The organism is Thauera sp. 27 (genome assembly GCF_000310125.2).
Taxonomy (GTDB): domain Bacteria; phylum Pseudomonadota; class Gammaproteobacteria; order Burkholderiales; family Rhodocyclaceae; genus Thauera; species Thauera mechernichensis.
The window spans coordinates 24,159-49,283 of record NZ_AMXB01000036.1 but is presented as its reverse complement, the minus strand read 5'-3'; the positions used below and the strand labels follow the sequence as shown (position 1 = coordinate 49,283).

General features: G+C 66.2%; 24 protein-coding genes and 1 tRNA gene. 7 read left to right on the top strand and 18 right to left on the bottom strand.

Going from position 1 to position 25,125, the window contains the following annotated elements; genetic code table 11:
- Nucleotides 1-421, top strand: a 421-nt coding sequence (locus B447_RS17185; protein ID WP_002936149.1) for a phosphoenolpyruvate carboxylase, incomplete at its 5' end; no start/stop codon positions are given.
- A 21-nt stretch (nucleotides 422-442) separates the two neighbouring features.
- Here the strand turns inward: B447_RS17185 and B447_RS17180 are convergent.
- Nucleotides 443-1,222: a LytR/AlgR family response regulator transcription factor gene (locus tag B447_RS17180; protein WP_002926753.1), complete on the bottom strand. Its 780-nt coding sequence runs from the start codon at nucleotides 1,220-1,222 to the stop codon at nucleotides 443-445.
- Complete coding sequence (locus tag B447_RS17175; protein WP_002943330.1) at nucleotides 1,212-2,267, bottom strand: sensor histidine kinase; 1,056 nt, start codon at nucleotides 2,265-2,267, stop codon at nucleotides 1,212-1,214. The genes B447_RS17180 and B447_RS17175 overlap by 11 nt, the downstream gene beginning before the upstream one ends.
- 86 nt (nucleotides 2,268-2,353) lie before the next feature.
- On the opposite strand from B447_RS17175, the gene argH reads away from it, so the two are divergent.
- From argH to B447_RS17160, 3 genes are read left to right on the top strand one after another with little or no spacing between them, the layout of a single operon-like run.
- A complete protein-coding gene (gene argH / locus B447_RS17170) occupies nucleotides 2,354-3,787 on the top strand; it encodes an argininosuccinate lyase (protein WP_002943328.1) in 1,434 nt (477 codons plus the stop codon).
- A 50-nt stretch (nucleotides 3,788-3,837) separates the two neighbouring features.
- Entirely contained in the window at nucleotides 3,838-5,133 is a 1,296-nt protein-coding gene (locus tag B447_RS17165) for a serine/threonine protein kinase (RefSeq protein WP_002943324.1), read from the top strand.
- On the top strand, nucleotides 5,130-6,047 hold the full coding sequence (locus tag B447_RS17160; RefSeq protein WP_002943321.1) for a fructosamine kinase family protein: 918 nt from the start codon (nucleotides 5,130-5,132) through the stop codon (nucleotides 6,045-6,047). Before B447_RS17165 ends, B447_RS17160 begins: the two co-directional genes overlap by 4 nt.
- Before the next feature lie 26 nt (nucleotides 6,048-6,073).
- Here B447_RS17160 and B447_RS17155 read toward each other — a convergent pair whose 3' ends face one another.
- The 14 genes from B447_RS17155 to B447_RS17090 all read right to left on the bottom strand — a co-directional run bounded on the left by B447_RS17155 (nucleotide 6,074) and on the right by B447_RS17090 (nucleotide 19,469).
- Nucleotides 6,074-7,171 carry a nucleotidyltransferase domain-containing protein gene (locus B447_RS17155; protein ID WP_002943318.1) on the bottom strand — a complete coding sequence of 366 codons (1,098 nt, stop codon included), beginning with the start codon at nucleotides 7,169-7,171 and terminating at the stop codon, nucleotides 6,074-6,076.
- Nucleotides 7,168-8,022, bottom strand: a complete 855-nt coding sequence (locus B447_RS17150) for an HprK-related kinase A (protein WP_083485745.1) — start codon at nucleotides 8,020-8,022, stop codon at nucleotides 7,168-7,170. The genes B447_RS17155 and B447_RS17150 overlap by 4 nt, the downstream gene beginning before the upstream one ends.
- 59 nt (nucleotides 8,023-8,081) lie before the next feature.
- Entirely contained in the window at nucleotides 8,082-8,312 is a 231-nt protein-coding gene (locus tag B447_RS17145; protein ID WP_002943293.1) for a hypothetical protein, read from the bottom strand.
- An 81-nt stretch (nucleotides 8,313-8,393) separates the two neighbouring features.
- The gene (locus tag B447_RS17140) at nucleotides 8,394-9,092 is read right to left on the bottom strand and encodes a hypothetical protein (RefSeq protein WP_002943285.1); all 699 of its coding nucleotides are present in this window, start codon (nucleotides 9,090-9,092) and stop codon (nucleotides 8,394-8,396) included.
- A gap of 242 nt (nucleotides 9,093-9,334) precedes the next feature.
- Nucleotides 9,335-9,664, bottom strand: coding sequence for a Grx4 family monothiol glutaredoxin (gene grxD / locus B447_RS17135; protein WP_002943284.1), 330 nt, complete (start codon nucleotides 9,662-9,664; stop codon nucleotides 9,335-9,337).
- A gap of 103 nt (nucleotides 9,665-9,767) precedes the next feature.
- A complete protein-coding gene (gene prmC / locus B447_RS17130) occupies nucleotides 9,768-10,628 on the bottom strand; it encodes a peptide chain release factor N(5)-glutamine methyltransferase (protein WP_002943283.1) in 861 nt (286 codons plus the stop codon).
- On the bottom strand, nucleotides 10,628-11,707 hold the full coding sequence (prfA, locus tag B447_RS17125) for a peptide chain release factor 1 (RefSeq protein WP_002926776.1): 1,080 nt from the start codon (nucleotides 11,705-11,707) through the stop codon (nucleotides 10,628-10,630). The genes prmC and prfA overlap by 1 nt, the downstream gene beginning before the upstream one ends.
- 60 nt (nucleotides 11,708-11,767) lie before the next feature.
- Nucleotides 11,768-13,036, bottom strand: coding sequence for a glutamyl-tRNA reductase (hemA, locus tag B447_RS17120; RefSeq protein WP_002926778.1), 1,269 nt, complete (start codon nucleotides 13,034-13,036; stop codon nucleotides 11,768-11,770).
- Nucleotides 13,037-13,179: 143 nt separating this feature from the next.
- Nucleotides 13,180-13,255 (bottom strand) — tRNA-Phe (locus tag B447_RS17115).
- 113 nt (nucleotides 13,256-13,368) lie between these two features.
- A complete protein-coding gene (locus tag B447_RS17110; protein WP_002943279.1) occupies nucleotides 13,369-14,850 on the bottom strand; it encodes a sensor histidine kinase in 1,482 nt (493 codons plus the stop codon).
- Nucleotides 14,825-15,511, bottom strand: a complete 687-nt coding sequence (locus tag B447_RS17105) for a response regulator transcription factor (RefSeq protein WP_002926782.1) — start codon at nucleotides 15,509-15,511, stop codon at nucleotides 14,825-14,827. The genes B447_RS17110 and B447_RS17105 overlap by 26 nt, the downstream gene beginning before the upstream one ends.
- Nucleotides 15,512-15,832: 321 nt before the next feature.
- On the bottom strand, nucleotides 15,833-17,482 hold the full coding sequence (groL, locus tag B447_RS17100) for a chaperonin GroEL (RefSeq protein ID WP_002943277.1): 1,650 nt from the start codon (nucleotides 17,480-17,482) through the stop codon (nucleotides 15,833-15,835).
- Between the two features lie 53 nt (nucleotides 17,483-17,535).
- Complete coding sequence (groES, locus tag B447_RS17095) at nucleotides 17,536-17,826, bottom strand: co-chaperone GroES (protein WP_002926786.1); 291 nt, start codon at nucleotides 17,824-17,826, stop codon at nucleotides 17,536-17,538.
- 263 nt (nucleotides 17,827-18,089) lie between these two features.
- Nucleotides 18,090-19,469 (bottom strand): L-serine ammonia-lyase, encoded by a 1,380-nt coding sequence (locus B447_RS17090; RefSeq protein ID WP_002943268.1) that lies wholly within the window; start codon nucleotides 19,467-19,469, stop codon nucleotides 18,090-18,092.
- A gap of 125 nt (nucleotides 19,470-19,594) precedes the next feature.
- On the opposite strand from B447_RS17090, the gene pxpB reads away from it, so the two are divergent.
- The 3 genes from pxpB to B447_RS17075 are packed head-to-tail and all read left to right on the top strand — an operon-like array spanning nucleotide 19,595 to nucleotide 22,235.
- Nucleotides 19,595-20,365 carry a 5-oxoprolinase subunit PxpB gene (pxpB, locus tag B447_RS17085; RefSeq protein ID WP_002943266.1) on the top strand — a complete coding sequence of 257 codons (771 nt, stop codon included), beginning with the start codon at nucleotides 19,595-19,597 and terminating at the stop codon, nucleotides 20,363-20,365.
- Complete coding sequence (locus B447_RS17080; protein ID WP_002943264.1) at nucleotides 20,362-21,423, top strand: biotin-dependent carboxyltransferase family protein; 1,062 nt, start codon at nucleotides 20,362-20,364, stop codon at nucleotides 21,421-21,423. Before pxpB ends, B447_RS17080 begins: the two co-directional genes overlap by 4 nt.
- A gap of 35 nt (nucleotides 21,424-21,458) precedes the next feature.
- Complete coding sequence (locus B447_RS17075; protein WP_002943262.1) at nucleotides 21,459-22,235, top strand: LamB/YcsF family protein; 777 nt, start codon at nucleotides 21,459-21,461, stop codon at nucleotides 22,233-22,235.
- A 65-nt stretch (nucleotides 22,236-22,300) separates the two neighbouring features.
- Here the strand turns inward: B447_RS17075 and B447_RS17070 are convergent, their stop codons facing one another.
- Together B447_RS17070 and B447_RS17065 are read right to left on the bottom strand one after the other, a co-directional pair.
- Nucleotides 22,301-24,046: an autotransporter assembly complex protein TamA gene (locus tag B447_RS17070; RefSeq protein ID WP_002943260.1), complete on the bottom strand. Its 1,746-nt coding sequence runs from the start codon at nucleotides 24,044-24,046 to the stop codon at nucleotides 22,301-22,303.
- Nucleotides 24,047-24,060: 14 nt separating this feature from the next.
- Complete coding sequence (locus tag B447_RS17065) at nucleotides 24,061-25,062, bottom strand: class 1 fructose-bisphosphatase (protein WP_002926803.1); 1,002 nt, start codon at nucleotides 25,060-25,062, stop codon at nucleotides 24,061-24,063.
- Between the last annotated feature and the right edge of the window lie 63 nt (nucleotides 25,063-25,125).

The window sequence follows — 25,125 nt, the reverse complement described above, 5'->3', positions numbered from 1 at the left end:
GGACGGCCTGGCGCTGCTGCAGCGCATGAACCGCGAGTGGCCCTTCTTCCAGACCCTGCTGTCGAACATGGACATGGTGCTGGCCAAGACCGACCTCGCGATCGCCAGCCGCTACGCCGAGCTGGTCAAGGACGCCGCGCTGCGCGAGGCGATCTTCGGGCGCATCCGCGCCGAGCACCAGGCCACCGTCGAGGCGGTGCTCAAGATCACCGGCCAGGCCGCGCTGCTCGACGGCAACCCGCTGCTCAAGCGCTCGATCCGCAATCGCTTCCCCTACCTGGACCCGCTCAACCACGTCCAGGTCGAGCTGCTGCGCCGCCACCGCGAAGCCGCCGCCGCTGCCGGCAGCGACGAGCGCACCCGCAACGGCATCCATATCTCGATCAACGGCATCGCGGCGGGCTTGCGCAACAGCGGCTAGGGCACAGCACAGGACGCGCGCCTACACACCAAGCGCCTGGCGGACCGCAGGCCACTGCCTGCGGCTGACCGCCAGGCGCTCGTCCACGCCCTTGAGCAGTACCGCCCAGTGGGCCTCGCCGTCCTGCTCACCGGCGCGCTCGACACCGAGCACCGCCGCACGCGCCACCAGGCAGTTGCGGTGCAGGCGCAGGAAGCGCTGGGGAAACTCCTCCTCGAGCTGGACCAGCGATTCGTCGAGCACGTAGTCGCGCTCTGCCGTGCGCGCTGTGACGTACTTGAGCTCGGCACGCAGGTAAAGCACATCGGCCACCGGCAGCAACAGGATGCGCCCACGCTCGCTGACGCTGAAGTGACGCCGCTCGCCCGGCGCCAGGCCGGCCAGCGTGGCGTCGGCGACACGCGCGGGCGGGCGCAGCTTGCCCAGCGCAGCAGCCAGGCGCTCGGCGCGCACGGGCTTGAGCAGGTAATCGACCGCCGCAAGGTCGAAGGCCTGAACCGCATACTGGTCGTAAGCAGTCACGAAGATAACCGCCGGCGGCTTGTCGAGGCGGCCCAGGTGGCGGGCAAGCTCCACCCCATCCATCACCGGCATGCGGATGTCGGCGAGGACGACGTCGGCCGGCTCGGCCTCCAGGATGCGCAAGGCCTCCACGCCATTGGCCGCCATGCCCACGACCCGGCTCGGCTGCCCCGCACCGATGTCGCCGAGCAGGTCGCGCAGGCGGCTGCGTGCAGGCGCTTCGTCATCGACAATCAGGACCCGCAGTGCGGGCGCTGCTCCGCCCCCCTCAGGCTTCATCGTTCCATGCTCCCAAAGCACCCCCGGTACGGTAAGGCAGTCGGATGCGCACACGGTATCGCCTGCCATCGTCGTTGATCTCAAGCCCGGCCTCGAGGTCATAGAACAGCATCAGGCGCTCACGAATGTTGTCGAGTGCCATGCGATTGCCGGCATGGTGGCCACCTGCATCGCACACCGGGTTGTCGACCTCGAGCCTCAGCTCCTTGCCGTGGCGCGCCAGACGCACGACCACCTCACCGGCCTGGGCAGCGGGCTCGATGCCGTGATAAACCGCGTTCTCCAGCAGCGGCTGCAACAGCAGCGGCGGGACTCGCGCTTCGAGCAAGGCCTCGCGCCCGCCCTCACCTTCGCCAAGCTCCCAGCGCACATGCAGGCGCTCGCCCAGACGCAGGCGCTCGAGGTCGATATAGCGCTCGCACAGCGCCAGTTCGTCGCGCAGCGGCACCTGCTCGCGGTTGTCCTGCATCAGCGCGCGAAACAGGTCTGCAAGCTCTTCGAGGGCGCGCTCGGCCCGACGGGGATCGGTCCGGATGACACCAAGCACACCGTTGAGGCTGTTGAAGAAGAAATGTGGCCGGATGCGCGCGGTAAGCGCAAGCAGACGCGCCTCGGCAAGTGCGGGCGTATAGCGGCAGCGCACATAGTCGAGGTAAAGCAGGCACAGCATGGCGGCCAGTGCCGCCCACACCGCGCTGCGCGCGCCCTCGGCGACCACATCGCCGCCGACCAGCGCCACACCCGCAAGCGCCGCAGCAACAGCCAGGCCGACAACGGCAAACCACGCGCGACGCGCACCAGCGCGCAGCAATGCAGGTGCCACGCCATAGAGCAGCAGCACGGTGAGCAACAGCGGCAGCGCCACCTGCCCGGCCATCAAGACCAGCGCTGCCGGCAGCTCGGCGGGCTCATCGACACGCACGCCAACGGTGAGAACGACGAACAGGCTCACCAGCACAAGCACGCGCAGGATGACGCCCAGATTGCGGAAATCCGGCAGGCGGGGCGGGCCAAGCCCGGCTGGCTTTTGCTTTATAATTTCCATCGTTCCCGAGCGCCGTGACCACGGCCTCACATCCACGCGCAGGGCCGGCTTCAATACGCCGGCCGATTCATTTCATCGGCACCATTATGACAGACACCACGACGCCGGCAGCCAGCGGCAACGAACCCGCCAAGGCCTGGTCCGGCCGCTTCACGGAGCCCGTCTCAGAACTCGTCAAGCGCTACACCGCCAGCGTGTTCTTCGACCAGCGCATGGCGACGCAGGACATCCGCGGCTCGCTCGCGCACGCCAGGATGCTCGCCCGCCAGGGCATCATCGGCGCCCAGGATCTCGCCGATATCGAGCGCGGAATGGCGCAGATCAAGGACGAGATCGAGCGTGGCGAATTCACCTGGAACCTCGACGACGAGGACGTGCACCTCAACATCGAGAAACGCCTTACCGCGCTCGTGGGCGACGCCGGCAAGCGCCTGCACACCGGCCGCAGCCGCAACGACCAGGTCGCCACCGACATCCGCCTGTGGCTGCGCGACGCGATCGACCAGATCCTGGCGCTGATCGCCGAGTTCCAGAAGAACCTGCTCGATGTCGCCGAGGCCAACGCCGACACACCGATGCCCGGCTTCACCCACCTGCAGGTGGCGCAGCCGGTTACCTTCGGCCACCACCTGATGGCGTATTACGAGATGAGCCGGCGCGACGCCGAGCGCTTTGCCGACTGCCGCAAGCGTACCAACCGCCTGCCGCTGGGCTCGGCCGCGCTCGCCGGCACCAGCTACCCGATCGACCGCGAGTTCGTGGCCGCGGAGCTGGGTTTCGACGAGGTCTGCTACAACTCGCTCGACGCCGTCAGCGACCGCGACTTCGCCATCGAGTTCTGCGCCGCATCGGCGTTGCTGATGACCCACCTGTCGCGCCTGTCCGAGGAGCTGATCCTGTGGATGAGCCCCCGCGTGGGCTTCATCGACCTCGCCGACCGCTTCTGCACCGGCAGTTCGATCATGCCGCAGAAGAAGAACCCCGACGTGCCCGAGCTCGTGCGCGGCAAGACCGGCCGCGTCAACGGCAGCCTGATCGCCTTGCTCACCCTGATGAAGGGCCAGCCCCTGGCTTACAACAAGGACAACCAGGAAGACAAGGAGCCGCTGTTCGACACCGCCGACACCGTCATCGACACCCTGCGCATCTATGCCGACATGATCACCGGCATCAAGGTCAAGGCCGACGCCATGCGCGGCGCGCTCTGCCAGGGCTATGCCACCGCCACCGACCTCGCCGACTACCTGGTCAAGAAGGGCCTGCCCTTCCGCGATGCGCACGAGGCCGTGGCGCTGGCGGTGCGCGCAGCCGACGTCAAGGGCTGCGACCTGCCGCAGTTCTCGCTCGATGAGCTGCGCATTGCCATGGCGCACGTGCCGGGCGCAGCCGAGCGCCTCGGCGAGGACGTGTTCGGCGTGCTCACGGTCGAGGGCTCGCTGGCCTCGCGCAAGCACATTGGCGGCACCGCGCCGGAGCAGGTTCGCGCCGCCGTTGCACGCGCGCGCAACCGGCTTGGCTGAGTTCGGCGCAACTCGATGACGGCACGTAAGGGCGCTGCGGCGCGGCGACGATGAACACGGCAACGGCTGAGTTCATCGGCAAGTACGAACTTCGCCGCCTCATCGGCCGCGGCGCCACCAGCAGCGTCCACCTGGCCTGGGATCCGTTCCGCCAGACCGAGGTCGCCATCAAGCGCCTGCGTCGCGAGATCGTGAGCGACCCGCAGCGTGGCCGCCTGCTGCGCCAGCTGTTTCTCAACGAAGCCACCTTCGCAGGCAAGCTCAAGCACCCCCACATCGTCCGCATCCATGACGCCATGGTGGGCGACGACAGCGCCTGGCTGGTGATGGACTACATACCCGGCGGCACACTCGACGCCATCGCCACCCCAGGGACGCTCGCCCCCTTCGAGCGCGTCATAGAGCTCGTCTTCAAGGCCACGCGCGCACTCGACTACGCCTTTCACCAGGGCATCACCCATCGCGACATCAAGCCGGCCAACATCCTGCTGATGGAACCGGAGGGCACCGACATCCGCATCTCGGACTTCGGCGCCGCGCTGCACACGGCACGCGAGACCACCCAGATCTCCGGCGTCGGCTCGCCTGCCTACATGTCACCACAGCAGGTGCGCGAGGTGCCGCTGGACCACCGCACCGACATCTACTCGCTCGGCGTGGTGATGTTCCAGTTGCTCACTGGTCGCCTGCCCTTCGAGCACGACAACAACTACAGCCTGCTCTACAGCATCGCCAACGATACGCCGCCACTCCCCTCGGAGCTGCGCCCCGAGGTACCCGAAGCCCTCGATGCGATCGTGCGTCGCGCCACCGAGAAGGACATCGAGCGCCGCTACCAGGACTGGGCCGAGTTCTCGCACGACCTCGCGCTCGCATTCCGCAACCATGGCGTTCACCTGGCCGCAAACAGCGTCCCCGATGCAGAGAAGTTCGAGGCCCTGCGCGCGATCCACTTCTTCCGCCGCTTCTCGGATGCCGAACTGTGGGAGGTCATCGGCCTGTCGCGCTTCAGTCGCGCCCATAGCGGCACGGTGATCTTCAAGGAAGGGGAGCGCGGCGACGCCGTTTGTTTCGTGCTCGAAGGCGAGGCGCATGTGCGCAAGCACGGGCACCTGCTCAACGTGTTGAGCACCGGCGAGTGCTTCGGCGAGGTGGCGGTGTTCTCGGCGGCTGCCGGCATACGCTCGGCCTCGGTCGAAGCGACCACCGACACGGCGCTCATCACCATACGCGCAGCGGCCCTGCAACGCGCCAGCGACACCTGCCGCATGCATTTCTACCAGGGCTTCCTCGAGGTCCTCGCCACCCGCCTGTCCCAGGCCAGCGCACGCATCGCGAACCCATGAGCACACCGCCCCACCCCGCCCTGCCCGACATCGAACACGCAATCCGCAGCGCGACCGGCAGTGCCTTCCACATCGCCGAACTGACACCAGCCAGAGGCGGCAGCACCCACCAGGCGATGACCGTCTGCGGCACCGACGGCAGCCGCCACTTCGTCAAGGTCGGGCCCCGCGCCTGTGCAGCGATGTTCGCCGCCGAATCAGACGGCCTCGCCGCGATCGCAGCCAGCGCAACGTTCCGCACGCCTGCCGTCATTGCCCGTGGCGAGTCCGCCGAGCACGCCTTCGTCGTCCTCGAGCACCTCGACCTGCTGGCTGTGAGCTCTGCGGCCGACGGCGTCCGCTATGCCGAAGCGCTGGCTGCCCTCCATCACACGACGGGCGACAGCTTCGGCTGGCGATGCGACAACTTCCTCGGCCGCAGCGCCCAGCGCAACACGCCAAATGCGAACTGGGCCCAGTTCTTCATCGAACAGCGCCTGCGCCCCCAGTTCGCCCTTGCGCGCGAGCGCGGCTTCGTCGGCGAGCTGCAGAAGCAGGGAGAACGCCTGCTCCCACGCGTGCCCGCACTCTTCCTCGACTACCGTCCACGCGAGAGCCTCGTCCACGGCGACCTCTGGCACGGCAACGCAGCCCTGCTCGCAGACGGCACGCCGGTTGCGTACGACCCCGCGGTGCACTTCGGCGACCGCGAGTCGGATATCGCCATGAGCGAGCTTTTCGGCGGCTTCCCGTCGAGCTTCTATGCGCGCTACCGCCAGGCTTGGCCGCTGCACGAGGACTACGAGCAGCGCAAGCTGCTGTACAGCCTGTATCACATGCTCAACCACCTCAACCTCTTCGGGCGCGGCTACCTGGGCGAAGCGCTGAGGCTTGCGACCAAGCTCAACCAGGAACTGTCGCTGCGCCGGGATTGAGGACAGGCGTCAAAGTGCGCCGCGCATCACGCCTCGCTGCGAAAGGCCTTGTTGAGCAGATGAACTGCCAGCAATCCTGGCGGCATGCGCAGCCAGTGGCTGCGCACGAAGGCCATCCAGCGCGCAAATCGGACGGACGATGTGGCGCACGAGGGGTGATCGGGCAGAAGCGCGCGGCGCAGCATCCAGTCACGAAGCGCGCCGACGCCGCGCGACGACCGCGCTCGAACGACTTGTGCCAGCTCGACCTCAGGCACAGCGGTATGGAACACCCGCGCACAATGCTGAAGCGCATCGTTCAGCGGCTGCTCCAGCCCAGTCTCGCAAGCCCTGCGCCGCAGGACCGTCCAGAACGCCGGCACATCGCCAAAATGCGTCAGCAGACGATGCAGGTCGTAGAGGTCGCGCAAGCCCTTGTGGAACTCATTGAAGAACAAGTGCGCGGCCGAGTGCAGGACCATGTCTTCCGGCGCCAGCACCCTGAACATGCCCAGCCTGTCGGACTCCAGACCGTTCAGGGGCTGCGCGCGCTCGAGCAGCACGTTTGCGTCAGGCACGACACCGGAGGTCGGCGGTACGATCGTGTGGTGCACGTCGAGCACAGTGCCGCGTGATTTGTGTTCAAGCGGCGGAATCTCATGCATCCAGCGCCTGTAGTAGCGCTGGTCATAATCGTTGACGATCTGCGGAATCCAGCCCGCATCAAGCAAGGCGTACTCGACCGTGGTGATCGCGGCATGCGGCACCATGATATCAACGTCATTGAATACGCGGCCTTCCGCCGCCGGATAGTCCGCGAGGGCGTAAGCGGCTCCCTTCAGCAGCACCACAGGAACATCAAGCTTGCGCAGGGCACGCGCGATGTGAAGCACCTCCCAGCGCACGGCCTCGCGATGGCGCATGGACAGTTGCCAGGCTAGATCAAGGTGGCGGCGCGCCGCCTGAGGCGCAAAATGGAGCGCGGCGGCACACGAAAGGCGCGCATGCAACTGACCGAGCATTTCGGCATTTCTGGCCTGTCCGATCAGAACCGACCACGCCGCCGCATCCAGGCCGGCCACCCGCCCGGGCTCGGCAAGCACAGCGGCAATCAGGCTCGTGTCGAGCACGCCGCCCCCGCTCATGAGCGATCCGCCGCGGTAAGGCGGTCGATCTCGGGGAGTATCTGCGTCAGACTGCCATAGCCAGCGCGAAAGGTCTCGCTACGCTCGATCAAGCCGGCCAATGCGTCGAAGGCAGAGGCGCCAAGGAAGCCATAGTTGAAGGCGTGGCGCACCATCTCCATGAAAGCGTGCGCCTTGCCGACCGGCTCGACGCTGAGCTGACCGCCGCGCGTGAAGCGAGGAAAAACCAACCAAGCCGGCAGCGCCATCTCCGCTCTGCGCGCCACACTATCGGCAGGCGGGCGCATATGCGCGACGGCGCCCTTGGTCGTATCGGCACATACTGCGCTGAGCTCGACCTCGTCGCCAAGACCGCGCACGACCTCGATAGATTCATTCTTGAGGCTGATCGGTCGCGCCACCGGCCGCACACGCCCGGACGACAACTCGAGCAAGGCCAACTCGTCCGACAGCAGGCGCCAGCCCGCATGAACGAGGCCTGCACACAAGGTGCTCTTGCCCGATCCCGGATCAGCAGACAACAGAAGGGCGCGCCCGTCACGCTCGAGAACAGCGGCATGCAGGACGAGATGGTCGTGAGCGTGGGTGGAGATCACCCAGTTGAGCCCCCACTCGAGCATCGGAAAAGCCTGATGACGGGGCAGAGGCTTGAAAGGCGCACGACCATCGCAGTAGAAGCCGACCTGCGGCCGCAGGAAACGCCGAGCCAGGCCTGGCGGACGGACTTCGACCTCGAAATCGACAAAGCCCCCCTCTGGCATAAGGGGGAAGTCTCGATAGAGACGCTGCAAGCCCTCGACGATCTCTGCGCTTCGCGTACGCAATCGGACCACGAAAGGGCCACATGGCAACAATAGCCCGGCGCCCGCCAGCCTTTGCTGCAATTCAACCCGGGAAAGCGCTCCGAGCGTCAATCCCGGCCCCGGAGCGCCGCAAGTCGCAACAATGCGTCCGCCAGCGCGGACTCAGCCTCGCCACCAACCGCTGCCGCGGACCAACCCTCGGCACTCGCGGCGTCAAGCAGAAGCGCCTCCGCTGCACCAGGCAACATTACGGTCTCGGCACTGCGTGGCGAAAACAGCACCACACCGTCAGCCCAGGCACGCCAGCGCACTTCCGGGTTCAGAAAAAAGGCGGTCATCTACACCTACGGAAAACTGATCGCCGAGGCGGCTCGCCCGCAGCGCTGGCCCAGCCTTGCAGGCCGGCCTACAACTCACGCTCAATACCTCGGCTCCCAGTCCTCTGCGCCCTTCGTGACTCCGTTGAAGCACCACAACGCGCCGGACTTCTCATACACATCCAGATGGCTCTTGAGCGCATTGAGCGCGCTGCAAGGACTGGGACTCGACAACGCAGTCTGCAGTGCAGCGATCACCGCGCCCGGGGTCTGGTAGCCTGGCGCAGGATAGCGATCACCATAGAAGGACGCATTCAGCAAGCCTGCGATCACATGGAACAGACTGGCCGAGAGCGAAGTACAACCCTTGAGCTTGCTCATCGCAAGTTCGGAGTCCCCGACCTTGTTGCTGCCAGGCCCCAGATCGATCAGCTTGCGGTTGGAGGTTGACTTGAAAAGCATGACCCCGAACACCGAGTTGAAGGTCTTGTAGGGACCATAGTGCGCGGGAATGATGTCGGTATCGCCCCACTTGATGATCCCGTGCGGGCTACGCCACCAGAACCCAGGACTGCAGCCGCATGACGACACCTCGCCATGCCGAGACATTGCCGCCGACACCGACTCTGAGCCACACTGGCCGAAGCCGGTACCGAGCGCCGAGCGGGAACTCAGCGACATCAGCACACCCGCGCCGGCAAGACCGGCCGTAGTCAGCTTGCGTCGCTTGGGATCGGACACGGATTCGACCTGGCCGGAGGCTTCCGCACCAGGATCTGAGGGTTTGTTCGGCGTATTCATCAAGTATCTCCGTCAGCGCACCGCACCGTATCACAGCTCGCCAGTCGCGAGCGTGAACAACGGCACGGATTCGAATGCTGTCATTCCTGCGCTTTTCGAAAGACGTAAAGCAAAATTCACGCCCATCCCTGCAAACAACTGAACAACAAGAACAAATTACCCTGCTGTTGCTACGCCCTGCGACCAGAGCAACGAGAGTGTCAAAAAAACCGACACTACGAGCAACGCCATGCCTCGACGACTCAGGCGGCGTCGGACACACCTGCATCCTTGAGCATCTGCTGCAGCTCGCCGCTCTCGTACATCTCGCGCATGATGTCGCTGCCGCCGACGAACTCGCCCTTGATGTAAAGCTGCGGGATGGTGGGCCAGTTGGAGAACTCCTTGATGCCCTGGCGGATCTCGGCGTCGGCGAGCACGTTGACCGCCAGCACCTCGCGCACGCCACAGGCCTTCAGGATCTGCACCGCGGTGGACGAAAAGCCGCACTGCGGGAACTGGGGCGAACCCTTCATGTAAAGCACCACGTCGTTGGTGGCGACCTGTTCGCGGATGACGTCCTGGATGTCCATGGAAAAACCTGCAAAAGTTGAGTTAAACAGTCGGAAATTCTAGGGATGGCCCCGGAAGGCGTCAAGCCGGACGCACAAAGCCGGTCGCAGACGCACCCGGTGCTCAGCCCCTGCCCAGCCAGCGCCCACCGGAGACGCGCTCGATTCCGGCCAGATCCCTCCAGGACGCAATCTGCGCGAAGCCCGCATCCGCCAGCAAGCCCCGCGCTGCGGAAGCCTGGTCATAGCCGTGCTCGAGGAAGAGCCAGCCGCCCGGCACGAGACGCGCTGGCGCCCCGGCGACGATCTCGGCAAGATCGTCCAGCCCTTGCGGGCCGGCAGCCAGCGCGCTGCGCGGCTCGAAGCGCACGTCGCCCTGCTCGAGATGCGGATCGGCCGCGGCAATGTAGGGCGGATTGGAGACGATGAGCTCGAAGCGCTCGTCCCCCAGCGCACCGAACCAATCGCTCTGCACGAAGGACACGCTGGCGCCGAGGCGGGCGGCATTGGCCATCGCTACCCACAAGGCTTCGCGCGAACGGTCGAGGGCAACGACATCCGCCCCGTCGAGCTCGAGCGCGAGCGTGACGGCCAGCGCACCGCTACCCGTACCCATGTCAAGTACGCGCGCGCCGCGCTGTCCGGCGAAGTGCGCCAGCGCCAGCTCGACCAACAATTCGGTGTCCGGACGCGGGATCAGCACCGCGGGCGTGACCAGGAACTCGCGACCGTAGAACTCGCGACTGCCTGTCAGGTAGGCCACCGGCTCGCCCGCGCAGCGGCGCTCGACGAGCGCACGGTACTCCGCCCAATCGGCAGCCTCGAGACGCTGCTCCGGCCAAGCCACCAGGCGCGCTGCAGGGCATTGCAGCACATGGCGCAGCAGCACTCGCGCATCGAGCATATCGATGCGCGCGCGCGCCCAGGCGAGCGCACCAGCGATATCGACACCGGCCACCGGCACCCCCGAACGCTCCTCGCCCATCAGTCGTCCGCCAGCGCTGCGAGCAGCGCCGCCTGGTGCTCCAGCGTCAGCGCAGCGACGATCTCGTCGAGTTCGCCCTGCATCACCGCATCGAGCTTGTAGAGGGTGAGGTTGATGCGATGATCGGTGACACGCCCCTGAGGAAAATTGTAGGTGCGGATGCGTTCAGAGCGGTCGCCACTTCCGACCAGGCTCTTGCGCTGCGCAGCCTCGGCGCTCTGCTGCGCACGCACCTTGGCGTCATACAGACGCGCCGCCAGCACAGCCATCGCCTGCGCCTTGTTGCGGTGCTGCGAACGGTCGTCCTGGCACTCGACGACGATCCCGGTCGGCAGATGGGTGATACGCACCGCCGAATCGGTCTTGTTGATATGCTGGCCGCCCGCGCCAGAGGCACGGAAGGTGTCGATGCGCAGGTCTGCAGGATTGATGTCGACGGCCTCGACCTCATCCGCCTCGGGCAGCACCGCCACCGTGCACGCCGAGGTGTGAATCCGCCCCTGCGTCTCGGTGACCGGGATGCGTTGCACGCGATGACCGCCGGATTCAAACTTGAGTCTGGAATACGCCCCCGCGCCGACCACGCGCGCGATGACCTCCTTGTAACCCCCCAAGTCGGACTCGCTCGCCGACACGATCTCCACTCTCCAGCGCTGGCGCTCTGCGTAGCGTGTGTACATGCGCAGCAGGTCGCCAGCGAACAAGGCGGCCTCATCGCCACCCGTGCCTGCACGGATCTCGAGGAAGAGGTTGCGCTCGTCGTTGGGGTCGCGCGGCAGCAAGGCGCGCTGCAACTCGCCATCGAGTTCGCCGATGCGCGCCAGCCCGGCCTCCAACTCCAGCTCGCCAAGCTCGCGCATCTCGGGCTCGGCGATCAGCTCGCGCGCGGTGGCGCAGTCCGCTTCAGCCTGAAGGTAGTCGCGATACAGCGCAACCACCGGCTCGATCTCTGCACGCTCGCGCGAAAGCTCGCGAAAGACGTTCATGTCACGCGCAGCATCTTCTGCCGCGAGCGCACGGTCGAGCTCCTCGAGCCGGCTGGCAAGGTGTTCGAGTTTGTCGCGGATGCTCTGCTTCATCGTGATGAGCGGCATGCGCCTGCACCGCCCCTGCGGGCGGCCCGGCGTATGCCGATGGGCCTAGTGTTGATCGCGATGGAGGTCGCGGGGCAGGCTGAAAAGATCGCGCACGACGCGGCCGGCTTCGGCCTTGTGCTCGCCTTCAGCCTGGTTGAGGAAACGGGTGGGCCCGTGCATGAGCTTGTTGGTCAGACCCTGCGACAGCGCATCGAGCACCTTGTGTGGATCCTCACCCTTGGCAAGCAGGCGCATGGCACGTTCGAGCTCGCTGCGACGCAAGGACTCCGCATGGTCGCGCAGCGCGCGGATCACCGGCACCGCGTCACGATTGGCCATCCAGCTGAGGAAACCGTCGACACGCGTATCGATGATCTGCTCGGCCTCGATCACCGCCTGCTGGCGCGACTCCATCCCGGCCTCGACGACCTGGGCGAGGTCGTCGACGGTGTACAGGAAGATGTCATCGAGCCCGGCAATCTCGGGCTCGATGTCGCGCGGCACGGCGAGATCGACCATCACCATCGGGCGGTGGCGGCGCGCCTTGACCGCGCGCTCGACCATGCCCAGGCCGACGATCGGCAAGGGCGCGGCCGTACAGGACACGACCACGTCGAAGCGCGGCAGCGCGTCGGCAATCTGCTCGATGCGCATGGTCTGGGCACCAAAGCGCGAAGCCAGCGCACGCGCGCGCTCCTCGGTGCGATTGGCCACGGTCATGGACTTGGGCTTTGCCCCGCCGAAATGCGCAGCGCAGAGCTCGATCATCTCGCCTGCGCCGATGAACAGCACATGCTGGTCGGACACCCGCTCGAAGATGCGCTCGGTCAGGTGCACGGCGGCGGCGGCCATCGACACCGTGTTGGCCCCAATCGCGGTGGTCGAGCGCACCTCCTTGGCCACCGCAAAAGTGTTCTGGAACAGCTTGTGCAGCAGCACGCCCATGGTGCCCGCCTCTTCGGCGTGGCGCGCGGCATCCTTGACCTGTCCGAGGATCTGCGGCTCGCCGATGACCATGGAATCGAGCCCGCTGGCGACGCGAAAGACGTGGCGAATGGCGTCGCGCTGCGGGTAGGAATACAGGTAGGGCGACACTTCCGGCAAGGGCACGCTGTGAAAGCGCGCCAGCCAGTCGGCCGCGTGCTGAGGCTGCTCGGCCGCGAAGTAGAGCTCGGTGCGGTTGCAGGTAGACAGGATCGCCGCCTCGCGCACCGAATCGGCATGCGTCAGATCGTGCAGAGCCTGATCCAGCCGCTCGGGCTGGAACGCCACGCGCTCACGGATGGCGAGCGGCGCGGTGTGATGGTTCAGGCCAAGGGCGAAGAGTTGCATGCGGAAACCGGGTTTTCGGGCGTGGCGCATTATAGCACCGCGAAACAAGCGTAAAACTTGAGCAGAATCAGCCACTTCTGACCCGAAATTCCAGCCCGGAAAGCAAACGGGCCGACACAAGTGTCGGCCCGTCCTTGGAATCGTGGTGGCCAGTCGCGGAATCGAACCACGGACACGCGGATTTTCAATCCGCTGCTCTACCAACTGAGCTAACTGGCCAACGAGGACGCCATTATAGTGAAATCTTTTCCGATGTCAAAGCCTAATTCAATGCAAATGCGCGACGCGCTGGATGCACGCTCGAGGGAAGACCTCGGGCGTGGCACAAGGCCTCAACCCAGCGGATCATGATCGCCCTGCACGATCGGTGGCGGCTGCAGATTGCTGCGCGGGAAAACCACCCGCGCCAGCGTGCCCTGCCCGGCCGGATTGGCATCCAGCGTCACCGTGGCGCGATGCAACTCGGCAATCTCGCGCACGATCGGCAAGCCCAGGCCGGAGCCATCCACGCCGCTGCCGAGCACACGGTAGAAGCGCTCGAACACGCGCTCGCGGTCGACATCGGGGATTCCCGGTCCGGTGTCCTCCACCTCCAGGATCGGCGATCCCGCAAAGCGGGTGCGCGCCGTCACCCGTCCGCCGTGCGGGGTGTATTTGACCGCGTTGTCGACAAGGTTCTTGACCATCTCACGCAGCAGGACGGGGTTACCCTCGATCACCAGTTCGGCGTCGCCGGCCTCGACGCCGAGATCGATCTGCTTGACCTGAGCGCGCGGGTAAAGCTCGAGCGCCACTTCCCGCACCACTGCATCGAGACTGACCGGCTCCACGGTATAGAGCTTCTCGAAGCTTGCCTCGGCGCGCGCCAGCGACAAAAGCTGGTTGATCAAGTGGGCAGCGCGGTCGGTACTTTCTGCAATACGCGTGAGCGACTCCCGCAACTGCACGGGATCGGTCTCGTGCAGCGCGAGGTCGGCCTGCATCTTCAGACCGGTCAGTGGCGTGCGCATCTGGTGCGCTGCGTCAGCAATGAAGCGTTGCTGTGCCTGCAGGTTCTCTTCGAGGCGGACCATCATGTCGTTGAAGGCGACGATCAAGGGACGAACCTCTTCCGGGACGCTGCCGGGCGCGACCGGTGACAGGTCGGTCGGCCGGCGGCGCCGGATCAGGCTCTGCAGCCGGTTGAGCGGCGCAATGCCGCGACTGAGGCCGACCCAGACGAGGATCACCGCGAGCGGGATGATCGCGAACTGAGGCAACAGCACCCCCGTGACCACTCGCGAGGCCAGATCCGTACGCTTGTTGCGCGTTTCAGCCACCTGCACTACCACAAGCAGCTCGGGCCGCGCGGGATCAAGGCGCAGGAAGCGGTAGGCGATACGCACATCTTCGCCGTGGATCAGCTCGTCACGAAAGAAGATCTGCTCGCCGTCGATGGAAACGGGCAAGGGAGCCGGGAGGATCTCGGGGTCGCCGCTGACGGTCACGCCACGCCAATCCGCCACCTGGTAATAAACCGCGTCGTCCTGATCGGCACGAAACAAGGCGCGCGGTGGCGCCGGAAAGTTGACAACGGCACGCCCCTCATCGATGACGACGAAGCGCGCCAACGCCCTCACACTGTCGGCGAGCGCGAGGTCGTAGGGCTGATTGGCGATACTGTCCGCCACGTTATGGGTGACGATGATGGAGATCGGCCACAGGAAAAGCAGCGGCGCGAGCATCCAGTCGAGGATCTCACCGAAAAGCGAGTTTGGGGGCGCAGTCTTGCGCGCCGCCCCCGCCTTCTCAGGCTTTCGCCGCAGGGGCAGCATCGGGGTTTTCCAGACAGTACCCCAGACCGCGCACGGTCACGATGCGCACGCCGCTGTCCTCGAGCTTCTTGCGCAAGCGGTGCACGTACACTTCGATTGCATTGCTCGACACCTCCTCGCCCCAGCCGCACAGGTGGTCGACGAGCTGGTCCTTGCTCACCAGGCGACCGACCCGCAGCAGGAAGACCTCGAGCAAGCCGATTTCGCGCGCCGACAGGTCGATCATCTGACCGCCGACCTTCACCACGCGATCGGCCTGGTCGTAGCTGAGCTGGCCGATCTCGATGCAGCGCGGCTGCCCGGTACCGCGCCGCGTCAGCGCGCGCACGCGCGCCTCGAGCTCGGGCAGGGCGAATGGCTTGGTAAGGTAGTCGTCCGCACCGGCGTCGAGTCCGCGCACACGATCATCGACACCGTCCTGGGCCGTCAGGATCAGCACCGGCTGCGCCGATTTGCGCGCCCGCAGGCGCTTCAGGACGTCGATGCCGTTCATGCGCGGCAGACCAAGGTCGAGGATCAGCAGGTCATAGCCCTGGGTGGAAACCGCCGCATCGGCCTCGGCGCCGTCGGCCACATGGTCCACTGCATAGCCGCCACGCCGCAACGCGCGACAGATGCCATCGGCAATCACCGGGTCGTCTTCAGCCAGCAGAATCCGCATAGTGTCCAGGCTGTAAGTGATTTGTAAGCGGACCTTCATACAGTTGGCCCGCTGTTCTCCTTTTGCTCGGCCTTGGGAGCCGCCAGCGCTAGCGCGCTGGCGGCTCCGGGGAGCGGGCGGCCACTGCGCCAGCTCACTCCCCGCCGACCTTTCTCCCTACCAAACCTATGGATTATCCCACGCTTCGCGCGGCTTCGTGCGCGGCGATGCATGCTCTCGCCTGCGTCTTCGGCCCTGCGTAAACGCAGACGGCCCCGCCTGAGCGGAGCCGTCTGCGTTACTGCGGGCGCGACCCGGGCATGCCGGGTCGCAGGCAGGCACTTACATGCCCATGCCCATGCCGCCCATGCCACCCATGCCGCCCATGTCGGGCATGCCACCGGCCGGCTTGTCTTCTGCCAGCTCGCCGACCATGCAGTCGGTGGTCAGCATCAGGCCAGCGACGGACGCGGCGTTCTGCAGCGCGGTGCGGGTCACCTTGGTCGGGTCCAGCACGCCCATCTCGACCATGTCGCCGTACTCGCCGGTGGCGGCGTTGAAGCCGTAGTTGCCCGAACCCTCGACCACCTTGTTCACCACCACGCTCGGCTCGTCACCTGCGTTGGCGACGATCTCGCGCAGCGGCTGCTCCATCGCGCGCAGCACGATCTTGATGCCGGCGTCCTGGTCGTGGTTGTCGCCCTTCAGCTCGCCCAGTGCAGCACGGGCACGCAGCAGCGCCACACCGCCGCCGGGGACGATGCCCTCTTCCACTGCAGCGCGGGTGGCGTGCAGGGCGTCTTCGACGCGGGCCTTCTTCTCCTTCATCTCGACTTCGGTGGCAGCGCCGACCTTGATCACCGCAACACCACCCGCCAGCTTGGCGACGCGCTCCTGCAGCTTCTCGCGGTCGTAGTCCGAGGTCGCTTCCTCGATCTGCACGCGGATCTGCTTGACGCGGGCTTCGATGCGCTCGGCCTGGCCGGCGCCGTCGATGATGATGGTGTTTTCCTTGCCGATCTCGATGCGGGAGGCCTGGCCGAGGTCGTCCAGGGTCGCCTTTTCGAGGGTCAGGCCGACTTCTTCGGCGATGACCTGGCCGCCGGTGAGGATGGCGATGTCTTCCAGCATGGCCTTGCGACGGTCGCCGAAGCCCGGAGCCTTGACGGCGCAGGTCTTGAGGATGCCGCGGATGTTGTTCACCACCAGGGTGGCCAGGGCTTCGCCCTCGACGTCCTCGGCGATGATCAGCAGCGGACGGCCGGCCTTGGCAACCTGCTCGAGCACCGGCAGCAGGTCACGGATGTTGGAGATCTTCTTGTCGAAGAGCAGGACGAAGGGCTGCTCGAGAATGGCAACCTGCTTGTCCGGGTTGTTGATGAAGTAAGGCGACAGGTAGCCGCGGTCGAACTGCATGCCCTCGACGACGTCGAGCTCGTTCTGCAGCGACTTGCCGTCCTCGACGGTGATCACGCCTTCCTTGCCGACCTTGTCCATGGCGCGGGCAATGATGTCGCCGATGTCGCTGTCGGAGTTGGCCGAGATCGAGCCGACCTGGGCGATTTCCTTGTTGGTCGAGCACGGCTTCGACAGCTTCTTCAGCTCTTCGATGGTGGCCACGACAGCCTTGTCGATGCCGCGCTTCAGGTCCATCGGGTTCATGCCGGCGGCGACGTACTTCATGCCTTCGCGCACGATCGACTGGGCCAGCACGGTGGCGGTGGTGGTGCCGTCACCAGCGATGTCCGAGGTCTTGGAAGCAACTTCCTTGACCATCTGTGCGCCCATGTTCTCGAACTTGTCCTTCAGCTCGATTTCCTTGGCGACGGAGACGCCGTCCTTGGTCACGGTGGGGGCGCCGAAGGAGCGCTCGAGCACCACGTTGCGACCCTTCGGGCCCAGGGTCACCTTGACCGCGTTGGCCAGGATGTTGATGCCGGCGACCATGCGCTCGCGGGCGGAATCACCAAACTTGACTTCTTTAGCTGCCATTCTTCAGAACTCCTGAATTGTTTCGATTAGCGTTGCAGGGGCTTGCAGGAGGCTCAGGCCTCGACCACGCCCATGATGTCTTCCTCGCGCATCACGAGGAGCTCTTCGCCTTCGACCTTCACGGTCTGGCCGGCATACTTGCCGAACAGCACCTTGTCGCCCACCTTGACGGCCATCGGACGCACCTTGCCGTCGTCCAGGATCTTGCCGTTGCCGACAGCCAGGACTTCGCCCTGATCGGGCTTCTCGCCGGCGCTGTCCGGGATCACGATGCCGCTGGCGGTCTTGCGCTCGGCTTCCAGACGCTTGACGATCACGCGATCGTGCAGGGGACGAATCTTCATCGAGTTCTCTCCTTGTTACGGTTCAACTGTTTGGGTTGATTGATCCGCGGGCAAAGCCCGCGGGTGAATCTGCAGTGGCTTGAGCACCAACGGGTGCGACTGATCGCCGCCACGTGTTAGCACTCACCGCCAACGAGTGCTAATAATAGGGACGGCCCCAATGGATTTCAAGGGTGGGAGGCCGAAACTATTTGTTCGGCAGCATCGCTCATGCGGCGCAGGCTCCCTGCCTCTACACCAGAACTCGGCCAGCACAGCATTGTTCAGCACTCGGGGAAGCTCACCGCCAGGCCGCCGCGCGAGGTCTCCTTGTACTTGTCGAGCATGTCGCGACCGGTATCGCGCATGGTGCGGATCGCCTGATCGAGCGAGACCGTGTGTGCGCCGTCGCCGCGCAGGGCAAGTTGGGCGGCGTTGATGGCCTTCACCGAGGCCATCGCGTTGCGCTCGATGCAGGGCACCTGCACAAGACCGCCGATCGGGTCGCAGGTCAGGCCGAGGTTGTGCTCGAGGCCGATCTCGGCCGCATTTTCGACCTGCTCGGGGCTGCCGCCCAGCACCTCGGTCAAGCCTGCAGCAGCCATCGCACAGGCCGAACCGACCTCGCCCTGGCAGCCGACCTCCGCGCCCGAGATCGAGGCGTTCGTCTTGCAAAGCACGCCCACGGCCGCCGCCGCAAGCAGGAAGTCCTCCACGTCGCGCGTACTGCTGCCCGGCATGAACTTCATGTAGTAGTGCAGCACGGCAGGGATGATGCCAGCTGCCCCGTTGGTAGGCGCGGTGACCACGCGACCACCTCCGGCATTTTCCTCATTGACTGCCAGCGCGAACAGATTGACCCAGTCGAGCGCTGCCATCGTGTCGCTGATCAGGTTGCGGCCCGCCGCCCGTGCGCTGAGCGTGCGATGCAGGTCCGGAGCGCGGCGCCGCACATTGAGCCCGCCTGGCAACACGCCCTCATGGCGCATGCCCCGTGCCACGCAGGCCTGCATCACCGCCCAGATACGCTGCAGTGCCTGCCGCGTATCATCCTCGTTGCGCCAGGCGCCCTCGTTGGCGAGCATCAGCTGACTGATGCGCAGACCATGGCGGCGACACTGCGCGAGCAACTCGGACGCGGTGGCGAAAGGGTAAGGCAGCGCCAGTTCCTCCGCCGCCAAGTCACCTGACTGGGCTTGTGCCTCGTCGATCACAAAGCCGCCACCGACTGAGTAATAGGTGTTCTCATGCAGGAGGCCGGCCTCGCCGTAGGCCGCCAGGCGCATCGCGTTCGGGTGGTAGGGCAAGCTCACGGGCAGCAGGCGCATGTCGCGCGCCCAGTCGAATGCCAGCTCACCCCCACCGGGCAACGGCAATACGCCATCGATACGTACGGCATCCACCGCATCACCCAGGAAATCGGGATCAACCTCGTCCGGGCGAGCCCCCATGAGGCCTGCAACCACGGCCCGGTCGGTGCCATGACCGACACCCGTCGCCGACAGGGAGCCGTAGAGTTTCACCTCGATCCGCGTCACCGCATCCACCAGCCCACGGCCCCCGAGCGCTGCGACGAAATCGTGGGCGGCACGCATGGGGCCGACGGTGTGCGAACTGGACGGCCCGATGCCGACCTTGAACAAGTCCAGGACACTGATGCTCATATACCCCCCCGCTAGAATCTCAGTCGTGCCGACTAATTCCGCAATGATGAGCATACTCGCGTGCAGCCTACCGCGAGCGCCGCGCCACCCCGCAATCGGACGCATTGCGACTGGAACAAGCCTTCATGAATCGAGCCTACCGCATCCTCGACGCCGGCGACGCCGCGCTGACCATCGAGTTCGGCAACGTCATCGACCCCGCCCTGCTCGCCGCCGTGAACGCCCTGGACGCCGCCATCCTGCGCTTGCAACATGGCGGCGGGCTGCCGGGCGTGATCGAGTCCATGCCCACCTTCCGCTCGCTGACGGTGTTCTTCGACCCGCTCGTCACCGACCGCGACACCCTGCTCCCAGCGCTGCAGCCGCTGATCGACGCTGTCGAGCACTGCACACCCACGGACGGTCGCCACTGGCAGCTGCCCGTCTGCTACGAGGGCGAGGCCGCACCCGACCTCGCCGAAGTGGCGAGTACGCTCGGCATCGACGCCGCCGAGGTGGTGGCGCTGCACAGCGGCACCGAGTACCTGGTTTACATGCTGGGATTCCTGCCTGGCTTTCCCTTCATGGGTGATCTGGCCGAGCGCCTGCACCTGCCACGGCGCAGCCAGCCCCGCGTGCGTGTTCCCGCCGGCAGCGTGGCGATCGCAACCGGCCTTACCGCCATCTATCCTTGGGAAAGCCCCGGCGGCTGGCACCTGCTCGGACGCTGCCCCGTGCCGCTGTTCGACGCCCGCCGCGCATCGCCCTCACTGCTCGCCGCCGGCGACAAGGTGCGCTTCGTCCCCGTCAGCGCGGACGAATACCGCGCACTCGAAGCCGGGCTACGCCGCGGCGAGATCGACCCGATGCAGTGGTGCGTCGCCGATGCCAGCAGCGCCAGCGAGGCTGCAGCATGAACGCCAGAACCGAACTCGAGATCGTCTCACCGGGCGCCTTCGCCTCGATCCAGGACGACGGCCGGCGCGGCTTCCGTCGCATCGGTGTGCCCTGGGCGGGCGTACTCGATCGCCGACTGATGCGCATCGCCAACGCTCTGGCCGGCCGCCCCGAGTACGCACCGGTGATCGAGTGCTTCGATGGCGGGCTGCATGTCGTGGCACACGGCGGCGCGGTGAAGCTGGCGGTCGCGGGCGACGCGGTGGTGGAGATCGATGACACCGGTGGACGCCGGCAGCTCGCCCCCTGGCGCTCGCTGACGCTGGCTGCAGGTCAGGCGCTGCGCATCCGCAAGATGGACAACGGCCGCATTGCCATGGTCGCGGTCGCAGGGCTCGATGTTGCAGCGGTGATGGGCAGTGCCTCGACCTATGTACGCGCTGGCCTCGGCGGGGCAAACGGCAGCGGCCGCGCGCTGACCACCGGCACACGCCTGGCCCTGGCCCCAGCCACTGACGAGAGCCGAGGCCTTGACCGCGTGCTCGCCCAAGCGCCCGCCGCCGACACGCGCCCGATCCGCGTGGTGCCCGGCCCGCAGGCCGACCATTTCGGCACCGATGCGCTGGCGACGCTGGTCAGCGGCAACTACCGCGTCAGCGCGGAAGCCGACCGCATGGGCATCCGCCTCGAAGGCGCGCGCCTCGAGCATGCCGGCGCCGCAGAAATTGTGTCCGACGCCACCGTGCCCGGCTCCATCCAGGTGCCCGGCGCCGGCCAGCCGATCGTACTGCTCGCCGACGCCCAGACCGCAGGCGGCTATCCGAAGATCGCCACCGTGATCACCGCCGACCTCGGCCGACTCGCCGCACTGCGCCCCGGGCAGACGCTGCGCTTTGCCGCCATTACTGCCACCGAAGGGGCACGGGTCGCGCGCGCGACAGAGGCCGAGACCCGGGCATTGATCGCCTCGATCCGCCCTCTGCCTGCCGACGGCGTGGACCTGGTGGCGCTGTACAGCAGCAATCTGGTCGACGGCGTCGTTCATGCGCTCGGCCCCGAATACCGGCCGCTGTATTGAACCTCAGAGCCGCCCCTGCCTAAGGAGACTTGCACATGAACAAGACCATCAATCTGAACGCCGACCTCGGCGAATCCTTCGGCGCCTGGACGATGGGCGAGGACGAGGCACTACTGCAGGTGGTGCGCTCGGCCAACATCGCCTGCGGATTTCACGCCGGTGACCCGGTCGTGATGCGCCACACCGTGCGTTGTGCGCTTGCCGCCGGGGTCAGCCTGGGCGCCCATCCCGCCTACCCCGATCTGCAGGGCTTCGGCCGCCGGCCGATGAAGATGGCGCCGGCCGAACTCGAAGCCATGATCATCTACCAGGTTGGCGCGCTCGCCGGCTTGGCCGCGGCCGAAGGCGGGCGCGTCACACACGTCAAGCCACATGGCGCGCTGAACAACCAGGCCTGCGAGGATGCAGCGCTCGCTGACGCGGTGGCGCGTGCGGTGAGCGCCATCGACCCACAGCTCATTCTGCTCGCCCCCGTGTTGTCCGAGCTGTACTTCGCCGGCCAGCGTGCAGGTCTTCAGGTCGCTGGCGAGATCTTTGCCGACCGCGCTTACACCGACAATGCCACCCTGGTGCCACGCGGTCAGCCGGGCGCCGTCATCCATGACCCTGAGCAGCTCGTCTCCCACGTGCTGCGCATGCTCGACGCCGGCGCCGTAGTCAGCCAGAACGGCAAGGTCCTGCCGGCGACGATGGACAGCATCTGCGTACATGGCGACACCCTGGGCGCGGTGGATAGCGCACGGCTGCTGCGCACTGCGCTGGAAGCGCGCGGCTGGACAGTGAGCACGCTACCCGCACTGCGCCATGGCTGAAGCGCAGCCTGCATGCTGTGGCGCTGTTCCGCACACACACTCCACCGCTCGCGGTGAAGGTGTATTCAAAACGCGATGGCGACGCCGAAGTGCAAGCGCAGGCTGCGCGCCTGGTGGCCCCATGCGAGGTCGATTGCGAGCGGCCCGGCCGGGCTGCGCCAGCGCGCTCCAACGCCATAACCGACGCGCAGGTCGAAGTCGTCGCGCGTATCCGCGGCATCACCTGCATCCACGAATACGGCGCCCCCCCACTGCGGCTTGAACCAGTGCACATACTCTGCACTCGCCGCTGCGAGGAAGCGGCCACCGACGGTGGCGCTGCCCTCCCTGACGCCGAGGCTCTGGTAGTCGTAGCCGCGCACGGTCTGCGCGCCACCGGTGCGAAAAAGGAAGTCCTGCGGGATACCCTCGCGGCTGTCTGCAACCGTCATGCCCGCCTCGGCGCGCAGGATGAAGACATCGCTGCCGCGCACCGGCTGATAGCGAACGAAGCGCGAATACAAGCGGACGAAGTCCTGCTCGGCCAAGGCGATCGCGGTACCACCGCCAACCTGGTACTCGAATACATAGCCACGGGTGGGGTCGAGCAGGTCATCAACCGCCCGCTTCACCCATGTCCAGTTTGCGGTAAGGGTGTTGTTGGAACGCTGCGGCGCACCAGCGGGCGCGATGTTCTCGTGCTGCAAGCGCAGCGCCAACTGGGTTTCGATGTCGCCACGGGTTGCACTGCGGGTCGCGCCCACGGCTTGCGAGGTGACGACGAGGTTCTCGAGATCACTGCGCTCGACGAGCGCGCCGAAACTGTCGCGATGCCGCCCCCTAGGCGGCAGGAACACGTCGGCGTACAGCGCCTGGCGGCGCTGCTCGACACGCAGGCCGGTGGCGAACTCCCAGCCACGGCCACGCAGGTTGGAGTCGCGATAGGTGGTCTCGACGCGCGCCCCGGTGTTGGTGGAAAAACCCGCCCCGAAACCAACGTACTTCGGCAGCGCCTCGGTCACCTGCACCCGTATCGGTACTGCTGCAGCCAATGCGGGGTCGCGCTCGATGTCGACGATCACCGAGCCAAAGTGCGGCGTATTCTGCAAGCCGGTCTGGAAAGCCAGAAGCGCTTCGCGGTCGTAAGGCGTACCCGGTCGCAAAAGGCTGTAGCGCTGAACGAGGTCGGCCGGCAGGTGCTCAAGCCCCTCGACCTCGAGAGCACCGAGGTAGAAGGCCGGCCCGCTGTCGAGCGTCACGCTGAGCCTTGCCGTTGCGGCCTCGGGATCGATCTCTGCACGGCTGCGAACGATGCGGGCGGCGGCGTAGCGACGCGCGCTTACGGCATCGAGGAGCTGCTGCTTCGCGCCGTCCCACGCGCCCTGAGTGAAGGCGTCGCCCACCGGCAGGGACCAGCGCGCACGCAGGTCCTGGAGACGCTCAAGCTCCGCAGTGGCGCCGGGCGCGGCGAGCTCGCCCTCGAACTCGATGTTGACCGCCGCAATCGTGGTACGCGGCCCGGGTTCGACCTGAATTACCCACTGCCCGGCCGCGCTGCGGTCGATGCGGACACGCGGGCTGAAGTAGCCCTCGGTGGCAAGCAACTCGGCGACCTCACGGCGCGTCCGCCGTGTCATCGCCGCGCGGTCGGCGTCCGCCTCGGGAACCACAAGGTCTGCACGACGCAGCAGGCGAACGTGACGCTCGAGCAAGGGCTTGACGGCATCGGGCGCATCCAGGCCGACCGCCAGTGCCTGCTGCGCATACGCGCCGGGCACGGGGAGCAGCGCCAGCCCCCCAAGCACAGCGGCAACCCGCACCAAGCACCGCATCCGACCCACCCGGCTCAAGCCTCGAGGTGATAGGAGACGACGCGCTCGACTTCGTTCTTCGAGCCCAGGATCACCGGCACGCGCTGGTGCAGCTCGGTGGGCTTGAGGTCCATGATGCGCTCACGACCGGTAGAGGCGGCGCCGCCAGCCTGCTCGACCAGCATCGCCATCGGGTTGGCCTCGTACATGAGACGCAGCTTGCCCCCCTTTGCACGGCACTTCTCATCCATTGGGTACATGAAGATGCCGCCACGGGTCAGGATGCGATGGACGTCGGCGACCATCGACGCCACCCAGCGCATGTTGTAGTCCTTGCCGAGCGGGCCGCCCTTGCCCGCCTGCATCTCATCCACGTAGCGCTTCACCGGCTGCTCCCAGAAGCGCGCATTGGATGCGTTGATGGCGAACTCCTGGGTGTCGACCGGGATGGTCATGAACGGCTGGGTATATACGAAGCTACCCATCTCGCGATCGAGGGTGAAGCCATGCACACCATTACCGACGGTGAGAACCAACTGGGTCGACGGGCCATACACCGCATAACCTGCAGCGACCTGCTCGCTGCCCGGTTGCAGGAAGTTGGCCTCGGTCGGCTCGCTGCCGCCCGCGGGGTTGCGCAGCACCGAGAAGATCGTGCCCACGGAGATATTCACGTCGATGTTCGAGGAGCCGTCGAGCGGATCGAACAGCAGCAGGAAACCACCTTTGGGATAGTCGAACGGAATCTGGTGCACGGTCTCGACCTCTTCCGAGGCCATGGCCGCAAGGTGGCCACCCCACTCATTGGCCTGCAGCAGGATCTCGTTGGCGATCACGTCGAGCTTCTTCTGCGCCTCGCCCTGCACGTTGTCGGTACCGGCCTCGCCGAGCACGCCGGCGAGCGCCCCCTTGGATACGTTGACGCTGATGGCCTTGACCGCACGCGCAACAACCTCGATCAGCAGACGCAGATCGGGGCTGATGCGACCTGCACGCTGCTGCTCGATCAGGAACTGGGTAAGGGTGACACGGCGCATGAAGGAACTCCAATCGACTCGATAGACGGACAGGCGTGGATTATCGCGGTTCCACGCCGGCAG